Origin of the sequence: Vibrio sp. 10N.247.310.98 (assembly GCF_041467395.1) — a bacterium.
GTDB classification, from domain to species: domain Bacteria; phylum Pseudomonadota; class Gammaproteobacteria; order Enterobacterales; family Vibrionaceae; genus Vibrio; species Vibrio crassostreae_C.
Genome location: NZ_JBFSUL010000094.1, coordinates 1 through 12,312, shown reverse-complemented (window position 1 = coordinate 12,312; position 12,312 = coordinate 1). Strand labels below are relative to the sequence as shown.

General features: G+C 41.5%; 9 protein-coding genes. 5 read left to right on the top strand and 4 right to left on the bottom strand.

The features are described from left to right. Positions 1–979 precede the first annotated feature (979 nt). From AB6E78_RS22310 to AB6E78_RS22295, 4 genes are read right to left on the bottom strand one after another with little or no spacing between them, the layout of a single operon-like run. Positions 980–4,207: a type I restriction endonuclease subunit R gene (locus AB6E78_RS22310; protein WP_372134220.1), complete on the bottom strand. Its 3,228-nt coding sequence runs from the start codon at positions 4,205–4,207 to the stop codon at positions 980–982. A gap of 20 nt (positions 4,208–4,227) precedes the next feature. Beyond that, the gene (locus AB6E78_RS22305) at positions 4,228–5,550 is read right to left on the bottom strand and encodes a hypothetical protein (RefSeq protein ID WP_372134222.1); all 1,323 of its coding nucleotides are present in this window, start codon (positions 5,548–5,550) and stop codon (positions 4,228–4,230) included. A gap of 4 nt (positions 5,551–5,554) precedes the next feature. Further along, complete coding sequence (locus AB6E78_RS22300) at positions 5,555–6,766, bottom strand: restriction endonuclease subunit S (protein ID WP_372134223.1); 1,212 nt, start codon at positions 6,764–6,766, stop codon at positions 5,555–5,557. Beyond that, positions 6,756–8,459: an N-6 DNA methylase gene (locus AB6E78_RS22295; protein ID WP_372134224.1), complete on the bottom strand. Its 1,704-nt coding sequence runs from the start codon at positions 8,457–8,459 to the stop codon at positions 6,756–6,758. The genes AB6E78_RS22300 and AB6E78_RS22295 overlap by 11 nt, the downstream gene beginning before the upstream one ends. A gap of 110 nt (positions 8,460–8,569) precedes the next feature. Here AB6E78_RS22295 and AB6E78_RS22290 point away from each other — a divergent pair, with 110 nt between their 5' ends. The 5 genes from AB6E78_RS22290 to AB6E78_RS22270 all read left to right on the top strand — a co-directional run bounded on the left by AB6E78_RS22290 (position 8,570) and on the right by AB6E78_RS22270 (position 12,111). After that, positions 8,570–9,166 (top strand): tyrosine-type recombinase/integrase, encoded by a 597-nt coding sequence (locus AB6E78_RS22290; RefSeq protein WP_137010311.1) that lies wholly within the window; start codon positions 8,570–8,572, stop codon positions 9,164–9,166. A 156-nt stretch (positions 9,167–9,322) separates the two neighbouring features. Beyond that, positions 9,323–9,892, top strand: coding sequence for a hypothetical protein (locus AB6E78_RS22285; protein ID WP_372134226.1), 570 nt, complete (start codon positions 9,323–9,325; stop codon positions 9,890–9,892). Next, on the top strand, positions 9,885–10,532 hold the full coding sequence (locus AB6E78_RS22280) for a hypothetical protein (protein WP_372134227.1): 648 nt from the start codon (positions 9,885–9,887) through the stop codon (positions 10,530–10,532). Before AB6E78_RS22285 ends, AB6E78_RS22280 begins: the two co-directional genes overlap by 8 nt. A 191-nt stretch (positions 10,533–10,723) precedes the next feature. Beyond that, positions 10,724–11,284, top strand: a complete 561-nt coding sequence (locus AB6E78_RS22275) for a hypothetical protein (protein ID WP_102564618.1) — start codon at positions 10,724–10,726, stop codon at positions 11,282–11,284. Between the two features lie 194 nt (positions 11,285–11,478). Then, the gene (locus tag AB6E78_RS22270; protein ID WP_372134229.1) at positions 11,479–12,111 is read left to right on the top strand and encodes a hypothetical protein; all 633 of its coding nucleotides are present in this window, start codon (positions 11,479–11,481) and stop codon (positions 12,109–12,111) included. The last annotated feature ends 201 nt before the right edge of the window (positions 12,112–12,312 follow it).

The following is a 12,312-nucleotide window of genomic DNA, read 5'->3' as shown; positions in this document are numbered from 1 at the left end:
CCATTCTAGGTTGGTACGTCGTTTTGCCATTTCAACTCTCCTTTGGGTTGGAGAGATGATCTTATTCTTCGTGCTGAAAGATTAGAATGCGGTGTTCATGACACGCTTACAACGCTTCTGGACAATAAACGAGTTAATCATGTTTGAAATCAATACAAAAAAGAGGCCATATTGACCTCTTTCATAGATTCATTTTCTTGACCTATGGTGTTTAATTACTCTTAATTTTTCTGCTCATATTTTTAGCTATCATGCGCTAATCTTGAAAGCGTTAAAGTTACAGATCAATGCTCTAAAGATCGTAAAGCCTTACCTAGCAGGTCTTCTGGAGAAAGGTTAGAGTGAGTGTTCATTATACTTTCGATTCTCCTTGTAGGAAAAGATTTACAAGTCTTCCCTTTACCATCAAAGTCCTCTTGTCTTCTGCCGTATGCAATGTACACATTAATGAGAGTACATTCCCTCTCTCTCACTGAGCAGGTAATTTTCCTGAGTTGTTTTTGAAGACCTTCAAACATTCTATCGAGGCTTTGGTCGTTATTTGCCTTAGTAAAGTGGTCATAGACTTCAGAGATAGTGCTATTTATTGATAGCTCAAACCTATGTACTTCTTGTTTCATTTAAAATAACTCAAGTATTATTGGGATTTATATTACACATACTATAACCAAAAACATTGAAAGTTATTGGTTAATCAATTTAGTCAGCTTTGGCTCTCTTTGTTATCAGCTCTTGTCGACAAAGCTAACTGCTTCCAATTGCAAAAGACATCATTGGGACTCGCCATGAGTCGCGATCACAGAGTCGCGACGACATGCTGACTCAGAGTTGGACAAAAATCATTTAGGGTGGATGCTCTAAATAACCCTCTATTCATTACTTAATGTATTCTGACCGAGCCAAATACCCCACTAAAGTGGAAGTCAATGATAAATAAATATGCAAAAGGCAAGGTTTTCACACCTTGCCTCTATTAAAATCATGCAGCGTACCACCCATCAGCCAGCACTTCAGCCTGCTCTAACACAAGCTTAATCGCTTCTTCAGCAGCATCAGGTGGATACTTCCAACGGCGTAATAGTCGACGAACAAGATTACGCATACGGGCACGAACACTCTCCCGCTTCTGCCAATCAACAGTTGCAGACTTTCGAAGTTGGTTAGTTAGCTCAATGGCTAGCTTACGCAAATTATCATCACCTAACTCACGCACAGAAGCTTCGTTTTCAACCAGAGCCCGGTAAAAAGCAATCTCATCAACTGAGAGATTTAGCTTATCGAGCAAAGCCGCATCTTCTTGCATCTCTTTCGCCCACTGAATCAGCTCTTCGATAACTTGAGCCGTTTCAATGCTGCGGTTATGATATTTTTGAAGCGTCGACATAATACGTTCAGAGTATTTCTTTTCCTGAACGACATCATTCTTCATGCGAGCTTTAACCTCATCACGTAGCAGCTTTTCTAACAGCTCTACCGCGAGGTTCTCCTCTTTCATGTTCTTAACATCTTCTAAGAACTCTTCAGAAAGAAGCCCGATATTCGGCTTATCAAGACCAACCATAGTGAAAATGTCATCAACACCATCGGCTACCACAGCATTATTTAGGATTTGCTTCAATGCAGTATTGCGCTCCTCATCGGTACGTTTCTTGTCTACCGTTGAGTGCTTGATAAAAGCCGTCTTGATCGCAGAGTAAAAGGCAATTTCGTTCTTATAACCGTGAGTTTCATCCATGGTGCTACACAGTGAGTATGCTTTAGCCAAAGCAGCCATCACATCGAGGAATCGCCTCTTTCCGTCTCTGACTTGTTTTCCGTTGGCGTCAGTATGAGACAAACCTGATAAATGGTTTACTGCTCCCGGTAACAAGCGCAATGCATCCGTTTCAAAGTCCGGACGGTAGTTGAATACCTTTGTATCAACGGGTGTTGCGAACATACCTCGAATGATATCAACCTTTTCCATTAGTACAGCAAACGCTTCTGCCGTATCGACGGTAGGTTGTCCCTTACCTTGGCTATTAGTGTAGGTTTTTAGTGCATTTTTAAGCTCATTAGCGATACCAATATAGTCAACAACCAAACCGCCGGGCTTATCTTTAAAGACCCGGTTAACACGAGCAATCGCCTGCATCAGGTTATGCCCTTTCATTGGCTTATCGATATACATGGTATGACAACAAGGCGCATCGAATCCTGTTAACCACATATCTCGAACGATAACGAGTTGAAGCTCATCGTCAGTATCTTTGTAGCGCTTCTCGAATAGTTTTTTGGTTTTCTTATCATGGATGTGAGGCTGCATCTTTTCTTTGTCTGATGCAGAGCCAGTCATAACAATCTTGATTACACCTTTATCGGTATCTGGGTGATGCCACTCTGGTTTAATTGCCACAATAGCATTGTAGAGGTCGACACAGATTTCTCGGCTCATCGAAACAATCATCGCCTTACCGGGAAAGGTCGATGTTCGAGTGGTGAAGTGCTCAACCAGATCTTTTGCTACTTGTTCAATGCGAGGCTCTGCGCCTACCAGCTTTTCTAGCGTTGCCCATTCTGATTTAACTTTTTCACGATCAGCGGTTTCTTCATCTTCACCGATTTCATCTTCAACTTTATCATTAAGCTGCTCGATTTCATCTTGGTTAATATCAAGCTTAGCAAGGCGCGATTCGTAATAGATAGGCACAGTGGCACCATCATCAACGGCATCTTGAATATCATAAATAGAGACATACTCACCAAAAACACCACGCGTGTCTTTGTCATCTATTGCAATAGGTGTCCCTGTAAAGCCGATAAACGAAGCATTAGGCAATGCGTCACGCATATACTTGGAATAACCATAAACGTACTTGTGACCCGTTACAGTGCCGTTTTTGTCCTTCACTTCAACCATCTTTGACTTATTGCCATACTGGCTTCGGTGCGCCTCATCAGAAACGACAACGATATTACTTCGCTCAGACAGCCTAGGGTGCTCAGTCTCTTCATCTAATAAAGCAAACTTTTGAATCGTCGTGAATATGATGCCGCCAGACTGCCGATTTAAAAGCAGCTCACGCAACGCATCTCGGTCGTCCGCTTGTTGAGGTATTTGCTTTAACGTCTCTTGCGCCATCCCAAAGGTGTTGTAAAGCTGACCATCGAGATCATTTCTATCCGTCACCACCACGATCGTTGGGTTATTCATTGAGGCTTGCTGTAACAGTTTACTCGCGTAGCAAACCATAGAGATGCTTTTACCACTACCTTGAGTATGCCAAACAACCCCAGCCTTACCACTGCCTTGCTTAATCTTTTCTAGTGCAGGGATAGTGCTCTCAAGGAAGTGACCAGAGGTATTGGCGGCACGAACCGTCGCCTCAACAGCAGCTCTCACTGCGTGGAACTGGTGATAACCTGCAATTTTCTTGATGATTTTGTCGTTGTCGGTTTCGAATAGTACAAAGTAACGAATATAATCGATGAGTAGATCTTGCTTGAAAAAGCCACGAACCATGGTTTCTAATTGAAACTCCAATAACGGTCTATCATCCTCTGTAGCAACGGTTTTCCATGGTAAGAATCGCTCTTTATTGGCAGTCAAAGAACCAACACGAGCCGTCCAGCCATCGCTAACAATCAACGCTTCATTGAAAACAAACAGATCTGAAATTTCATCTTTGTAGGTTTGAAGTTGATTAAAGGCATTCCAAATGTCGGCATGTTCATCGGCTGGATTTTTTAACTCAATAACAGATATGGGTAGGCCGTTAATAAACACCACAACATCTGGGCGGCGATTGCCCTTGGTGCCAGTAATGGTGAACTGATTAACAACTAGGAATTCATTGTTATCAGGCGTCGTAAAATCCATTAACTGAGCGTGAGTATGCTTTGTCTTCGATTCGCCGTCTTCAACAGCCGTGTATTCGATAGGCACCCCTTCAATCACAAACTTGTGGAAGGCGCGGTTGTTTTTTATAAGAATTGGCGTATCGGGGGAAGATACCGTGTTAACCACATCATTCAGAGCCTCTAACGGAAGCTCTGGGTTGATGATTGCTAATTGATTTAATAGCCGTTGCTTTAAAACAACTTGATGGTAATCATCACGCTCTGGTGAGTTGCCATCCGGTGCGATATCGTAGCCATTTTTGTAGAGATAGCCAAGGTCTGTAAACCAATCAAGGCATTGTTGTTCTAGTTGGTCTTCTGTAATCATTTTTATCCCTTAAACTCTGTTCACCAAAGCCTTGAACTTTGTTGCTCAAGCCACTTTTCTGGATACATATAGACAAATTCCCCCCAGATTTTTTTTGCGGACTCGAACTCAATACGACACCTTTTATCATGCTGAATACCATCTGTTTGCGCCGCTCTCAATACATCAACATCGCTCAGTTTCACCCCATGAAGCTTCTCAAAATACCAAGAGGAAACAAAAATTTCGCCTGAGTGTGAGCAGCGGTATTTACCATTTTCAATTCTTAGATAATCTCTTGCGTTAATTTTTTGAGAGTTGGGATGTTTACTTGAGCTTGAAGCGTGTTGTTGCACCTGAGCTTTACTGCTCTGAAAGACATAAAGCTGAACTTGTCCACCTTCAATCAAGATCTCCAAAGAACAATTTCTATTGAGATATTTCAATTGTGAGTGAGGTCTATCATAGTAGTCAGTAATGGGGATCAGATGGTTAAGAGACTCTTCAGATAATAGGCTAGGCGACAATGTTCCCAATACAATACATCCGTCTGAACCTTGGAATTCAAAGCCCACGTCAATATCAATAGCTTGAGCAACAGCACCATAATAAAGAACAACGTAGCAGCGATAAGAATCTTGAACTAATTGCAATTCATAGCCAAAACGAGCTTTAGAGCGGGCGTTGTTATCGATAAAATCACGTGCAACAGACAACAGGTGTTGCCCATCATGCGTTCTGATCCCGGGACAGGTTAACTCAATGTAATCTAGCAACACCTCCTCATAACCGACTACCTCGACTTTCAAGTAAGCGGGAGCCGTGAATGTTGCAGGGAAGACACTCTCTACTTTTAGAGTGTCTCTATACTCAAGTTTCTTTGTTGAAGTGTTTAGGTCGCAAATGAACCGTCCACTGACATCAAAAACACCATTTTGCTTGACCTTTAGATAGTCTCCCACTGAAATATACTGGATATTTAAAATGCACAATTCGTGATACTTACTATCTAAGGAAGGAGTAAGTATGAGTCGCGAGTTGAGCCTACTAGAGCGAAACGTTTTTTGACTTTCGGGAAATATATCGCTTCTAAAACTTGCTCCACTTTCCCTATATGCTTCATTCGCTAACTCTTGTAGTGGATGCCCCTCAGGTTCAGGTTCAGGTTCAGGTTCAGGTTCAAATACACTATTTCCAAGATCTACCACTGGCAACTCTTGATTAAGATTACTTTCAGCTACATCGTCATCTATGATAACGGCAGATTCACCTTTAGGAGGTGCCGTTTCATCTGTTCCAATATGCTCATTGGATTTATTCTGCTTGGTCTTTCCAAACAACTTCAGTAATTGATTAAAAAACATACTCCTAGTGCATTCCTAACTCAATTTCGCCGGAAAGCAATTTAGGAAGAAGAGTATCGCGTAGCTCTGAGAGAGACTTATTTTGTTCATTATTAGCGACCATCTTTTCAAACAGAGGAGTAACAATCTCTTCAAACTTCGCCAATACATCAGAGTCCGGATGACACACATTTGTTGAGTGTACAAAGTTACGATTTAGACTCGGTACTGCCGAACCAGAGTTTAAGGACTTTAGATCTAGTGAACGGAGTAAGTGGTAGGCATAATATGGCCCGCATGTTCTAAACTCTCGAACATAAAGCGTTGTATTTAGTGGCCAATACTTATCAAGAGATAGATATACATTCCCAATCACGCCACTTCGCCCAGTTATAATACCCGGAGGCTCCATTTTGAACTCATTGTGGGCACCATGATAACCGCCCGCAGCATAGACAGGATATTCCCCGTCTTGGCGTTTAGATTTTGGTAAGTCGAATCCCCTGTGGAGTTCAAACAGCTTTGATAATTCACCAACACCCCACCCCTCAGGAATCAAACCCAACTCAGACTCAACGAGCTTTTCTGGAAATAGCGAGGCAGTAGCTGCATCCATACCTTCCGGTTGTTCGCCGTTCATTTTGGCTTTGACCGGATCGAAATCAACAAACCATGATTTGAAGATGGCTTGTGCCATTTGTTCTAGGGTTTGGTTGGTTTGAGTGTTGACCTGTAGCTTACTATCTACGGCTAATAGAAAGCTTGCTATTCCTTTTTGTTTAGTTTTATCTGAAATAAAATCAACAGCCATTTCTTTAATCGAATCACGAGATAGTTCAGTTTGGCCCGTAGTTCCAGTAGCAAAACTTTCAATAAGCTTTTGTTTTGATTTCATAAGATAACCAAAGAACAGCGGATCTATGGTTTCGTGATTAGGTCGAACAATTGTAACGTGTGTATCAACAGTTAAGTTACTAGTGTCATCTAAGTATTGGGCTACTCGCCCAAGCGTTCCAACACCTGTTGAGTTAACAAGTACATCATATTGTTGTACCATCTTTTCATCTAAAACTTTTCTCTTTGAAAGATCGTTTAATCTGGATAGCTCTAGGTTAACTCGATAGTCTCGAATACATTTTTGGTTAATTACGATAGCTGAATTACTTGTTTCTTCGGTGTACTTAGGAGCTACCCCTCGCGAAACATATGTGACCAAATCATTAACGTTACAGTTCATAACCCAACCCCATAAGGTTTTTCTTAATCTCAGCTTCTAACGTTGCCGACTCAGCAAATTGTTCACTCAACTTAGAGGTCAGCGTTACCATCTTTTCTGCAAAAGGGACGCCATCGTCCTCTTCCTCAGCAGCACCAACGTAGCGGCCCGGAGTTAGAACAAAGTCATGTTTGGTGATTTCTTCAAGAGTTGCTGATTTGCAGAAACCAGCTTGATCTTCATAAGCCACACCGTGAACTTCTTCGCCAGTTTTCCAAGCATGGAATAGATCAGCAACTTTCTTGATATCATCAAAGCTGAAATCACGTAATACACGATCTTTCATGAAGCCGAGGTTACGCGCATCAATAAATAACACTTCACCTTTGCGACCGCGTAGCTTACGACCTGCCTTGTCAACACGAGGGTTCTTGTTCTTTGTTAAGAACCAAATACATGCAGGGATCTGCGTATTGGTAAACAGTTGACCGGGAAGCGCTACCATACATTCAATCAAATCATTATCGATTAACGCCTGACGAATAGTGCCTTCGTTGTTGGTGCTTGAACTCATGGAGCCATTAGCCAGTAACAGAGCTTGAGAGCCTTCAGGAGCTAGATGATGAAGCATGTGCTGCATCCATGCGAAGTTCGCATTACCTGCTGGCGGTTGACCGTATTTGAAGCGCGGATCGTTATCATCAACGCCCGTGTTCCACTCTTTCATGTTGAATGGAGGGTTAGCCATGATGAAGTCAGCACGAAGATCAGGGTGCTGTACGTTAGTGTAGGTACTTGCAGGTTCTTTACCGAAGTCGTAATCAAGACCACGGATCGCCATGTTCATCGCAGCTAGCTGCCACGTTGTATGGTTATATTCTTGACCGTAGATTGAGATCTTCTGCTTCTGAGTAAGGGCATCAACCTTCTTCTCGTTTGCATGACGCTCGATGAACTTCTCTGATTGAACAAAGAAACCACCAGAACCCATTGCAGGGTCGTATACTCGACCTTCAAACGGTTCAATCATTTCGACAATCAGCGTTACGATGGATGCTGGCGTATAGAACTGACCACCTTTTTTACCTTCAGCCAGTGCGAACTGACCAAGCATGTATTCGTATACATGACCTAGGATGTCTTTACTGTTTAGATCGGCATGAACAAAGGGAATTGTCGCGATCAGGTTGATAAGCTCATTCAGCTTAGCTTGGTCAATCTTCAGTGAAGAGTATGACTTGTTAAGCACACCTTTCAGTTTCGGGTTGTCACGCTCAATGCCTTCAAGTGCGTTGTCAATGAGGTGACCAACTGAAGTGATTTTCTTAGCTTTGCCATTAATATCGAGTTCAGCACCACCAATAACCAATGGGCCGTTATCTTGCAGGAACTGCCAACGAGATTCAGTAGGTAGCCAGAACACGTTTTTCTCTGTGTAGAAATCACGCTGTTCCAGTTCAATCGCAATCTCTTCTGCTAGTTCTTCTTCCGAGAAGTCAGCAGGATCTAAGTAGTATTCGTGCTCAGGGTTAGCAATGTCGGCTTTGATCTCATCCTGACGCAGCTTAAACGCATCAGAGACGTATTTAACGAAGATTAGACCTAGCACTGCGTGTTTGTACTGCGCTGCGTCTAGCGTTGAGCGTAGCTTGTCTGCTGCGTTCCAAAGCTTGCCTTCAAGCTCTTTCAAATACTGTTGTTCTGTTTGATTCATTAGAAGTTTTCTTGTTATAGAAATATTCCGTCAATCATACCACTGGATGCAGCATTGTCTTTGATTTCTGCCTTACTTAAAGAGCATTTTTATGAAGTAAGGAGCACATTATGGAAGCTTGGAATAAAGGAAAGCGTGTAGGTCAGAAGAAAGCCTTCAAACTAGAGGACATTTGGCGCATCCGTATTCGACTAGAACTTGAAGAGCGTTTGTTTGAGCTGGCACTCTTTAACTTGGCAATTGATTGTAAATTGAGATCATGTGATTTACGCAACTTGAAAGTTCAAGATGTCAGTCGCAGCGGCTGCGTAATGTCGCGAACTATCGTTAAACAGCAGAAGACCCAACAAGAAGTACACTTCGAAATTACACCCAAGACTCAACAAACCTTGTCACAGTGGATCATTCAAAACTCGCTGACACCAACAGACTATCTGTTTCCAAGTCCACGGCGTGAAGGGCAACCCATCTCGTACCATTACTACACCACCATGGTTAATCGATGGGTTACTGATATAGGACTCGATAAAACGCAATACGGCACACATTCACTGCGCCGAACAAAGGCTTCTTTGATCTACGCCAAAACCAAGAACTTACGTGCTATCCAGTTGCTTCTTGGTCATGCTAAGTTAGAAAGCACGATTGAATACCTTGGTGTCGAGATTGAAGATGCGCTAAGGATTTCAGAGAGTTGTGAGACGTAGATGCGAATAAAATGGGGTTGGTGAACAATAGCTTTCGATAAATCATCTCAGCATTGACCTAGTCTATCGATGATAGTTTCTGACACTTATAGGCCAATGAACTATCAACCCTTAATCATCTAATTTTTATTTATTGACTCGGTATAGATCAAATTTATGGATATCAATATCAAACTAGTGAGTAAGCCAGAACGCCTGTCTTCTGCAACCCTGACAGCTCTTTTAGCAAATTTTCATAAAGCTGTAGAGCAAAGCGTCTATGAAACGATGTGCGACATGAACAAGAGAACCAGTCGTAATAGGATACAAAAATTCGTCAACAACAATATCCATTTAGATGTGGATAAGGTTGAGCGTGGTTCTTTTATTCTGTATTTAGTTGGGTCTTTATCGGCAACAGTAACCTTATGCCTTTATGAAGTGGTAAAAAGTAAAATCAAGAGCAAGGTAACAGAGGATGAAGTCAAGGCGTGTGTTGAGGAGTATCAAAAGCCAATATTAGAGAATTTGGATCGTGATATTAGAACCAAAAACAGATTGGGTTCACTCTATGTAGATGAAATTAAGTCAGAAATCACAAACAACGACAAGAACATCATGAAGCTAAATTTAGAAATCCAACTATCGATATCAGATAAAGAGCACACGCCGATTAGTACAGAAGAACAAATTAAGTATGTTGCAAACAAACTCACTATAAAAAGCATGGATCGAGAGAATGGCTAGATCTCAGATGTTTCCATCATACATTTTCCCAACGGTACTGACTTTGATTGGTCTAATTGGTGGAGCAGTAGTTGGGCCGATGATTCAAGATCTCTTAATGCCCGAAAAAGAGGTCTCGATCAAGCTTAGTGAACCAGCGGAGATTTTGACTTCTCGATCTGTAGGTAATCGTGATTACAAGCTGTTTGATCAGAAGGTAAATGCATCATATCTATCAACAATAGAGCTTAAGAATGTGGGGAAAACATCGATTGACAACTACCTATTCACGATAGACGTCGACACCGATAAAGAGCCTTTGCTCTACAGGTTTTTTTATACAACTGAACCCCCACACACGTTCGGTGTTGTAAAGTTTAGTAACGTGGGCCCAGCTTCCAAAAATGTTGTCATTGATAGGTTTATTGAAGGCAATCAGCTAAATGTTTCTGTGATTTCGTCAGAGCCTCTCGCAATCGATATTATACCAAATACATCGGGAGTTATGTCTACAGTCAAACCTAAGGACATTGAATCGTCATACACTATGGAAGATATAGTATACGTTGTCGTATTTTCGGTACTTTTTGCTTTTCTACTCAGGGCTGCGTATGACTTTATACCTTGGGCTGTTAATCGGTGTTTCCGCAAATCTAGGTAAGCACACTACCTTCCAAGATAACCGGACAAAAGCAAAATTAGACCATTAATACTAAGGCGCTTTTGTCCCAACACTGTGCTTTGATATCAGCATTCATCCACGGGCAATCCCATGGTTTTCTGTATGCACAGAGTAAACTAACAAATCAATTAGAATTGTTGTTATGTGGAGCTTTGCAAAGGAGTAGTAATTTGGTATATACAGGAACTGACCGTCAGCATGACAAAATGGAGCGGGAAGCTCAAGACGAACGCGCTTATAATGAATTTGAAAAAGGGTATTATTTTCAGCAGAGAAGACCAAAAGATATCGACGAGATAACTTGGGAGTTAATCTGGGGAAATCTTCAAGTTATGCGAGATAATTATTACGAAATTTCTAAGATTGCCAGAAATTTAAGTAGCAAACTCTCAACTACTTTGATTCTTAGTCGTAGCCCCTCTAATAATATGTTCGTTCTAGAATTCGAGATGCCGTTACATGAACTATATGCATTTCAAAAAGAAGCGCAAAGCATAATAATAATACGCTCAAAGCTAGACGGCTGTTACCCAAATTTAGAGTTAATTGCTAACGAACAGAATCATAGGGACAAAGCCTCTATTAGTCGGGCTGCAAGAGATGATATTCGTGGACAAGAGTTTGATTATAAAAGTGTACTTAAATTTCAACGTTCACGAGCTTTCAGCTATATAGTTAGGAAAGCCTTACCATCTCGTTTTTTTGATTTCTCAGAAAATGGAGTTGAATGAAGAACGAGGTGTGGACTAAACACTTATAAGTGTAATACGGTGAAGACTGGCACCCTAATTAATAATTCGTTTCCGAAGAGGACTAAACTTAGTCCTCTTCTACGTCATTCTAAGGCGCTTTTGTCCCAAGAAGCTTCTAATTTAACTCGATTAATATCAATGCCACTGGCTAGCCGGATATATTTGGAAAATAAATGAAACTTAATTGGCAACACATAGCTATTCTTGTGATTTTTTGGGGGACATTAGTTAGCCCTATTGTATTTTATATTTATACCTTCGGTTTTGGCATCTGGGAAAGCAATGATGACTGGGGTCAAATGGGCAGTGCTATTGGAGGGCTTTACACTCCAATCCTATCTTTATTTACATTTATGCTCTTAGGTCTTCAATTGTATCGACAAAATCAGGTTGATCACCACAACCAAATATCTTGGTTTATAGATCGAAGCCTAGAGGGGGGTGAGAAAGCATTGAAGTACATGGCAGAAATCTCTCTAGAAAAGAACATGGAGAATCAAACTGTTATTGATGGTTTACTATCCACCATCAACGACGGTACGCCGGAAGATGTTGCGTCCTATTTAGGTATGCCCGTTAATCAGCGTTTTTTCTCAGCAGCTACTATATACTTCTCAAATCTTGAGGGGTTAAAAAGTTCAAAAAACCTTAATGCACAACTCGCTTGCGAGGAGTTGAGGACAGAAGCGGCTATGTTGCTAGGTTACAACATGATGATAATCATTGAGCGAGAAGTCCTACGTGGCATGCTGGCTCATGGCCCATACTTTGACAATGAGTCTTTATCAAGCGAGCGAAAGCCCTAAGTCGCTTTTGTCCCAAAGCATGGCGGCATAACACATCTCTGGACAGAAATCATTTAGACTATTTACTTAAATCGGGAGTCACCGGATTAGTTCAGGTATCTAAAACTCCAAGGTCTCACCATCAGCAGGAATAAGGACTTTATCTGACAAACCGTTTTTATCAATTGCTTCTTTAAGAATTGGTCGAGTCACTGCACAGTG

What these genes read in the sequence shown, in the direction of transcription:
- AB6E78_RS22285 (WP_372134226.1), top strand. Translation starts at nt 9,323, where the DNA reads ATGGATATCAATATCAAACTAGTGAGTAAGCCAGAACGCCTGTCTTCT.
- AB6E78_RS22270 (WP_372134229.1), top strand. Translation starts at nt 11,479, where the DNA reads ATGAAACTTAATTGGCAACACATAGCTATTCTTGTGATTTTTTGGGGG.
- AB6E78_RS22295 (WP_372134224.1), bottom strand. Translation starts at nt 8,459, where the DNA reads ATGAATCAAACAGAACAACAGTATTTGAAAGAGCTTGAAGGCAAGCTT.
- AB6E78_RS22310 (WP_372134220.1), bottom strand. Translation starts at nt 4,207, where the DNA reads ATGATTACAGAAGACCAACTAGAACAACAATGCCTTGATTGGTTTACA.
- AB6E78_RS22280 (WP_372134227.1), top strand. Translation starts at nt 9,885, where the DNA reads ATGGCTAGATCTCAGATGTTTCCATCATACATTTTCCCAACGGTACTG.
- AB6E78_RS22305 (WP_372134222.1), bottom strand. Translation starts at nt 5,550, where the DNA reads ATGTTTTTTAATCAATTACTGAAGTTGTTTGGAAAGACCAAGCAGAAT.
- AB6E78_RS22300 (WP_372134223.1), bottom strand. Translation starts at nt 6,766, where the DNA reads ATGAACTGTAACGTTAATGATTTGGTCACATATGTTTCGCGAGGGGTA.
- AB6E78_RS22290 (WP_137010311.1), top strand. Translation starts at nt 8,570, where the DNA reads ATGGAAGCTTGGAATAAAGGAAAGCGTGTAGGTCAGAAGAAAGCCTTC.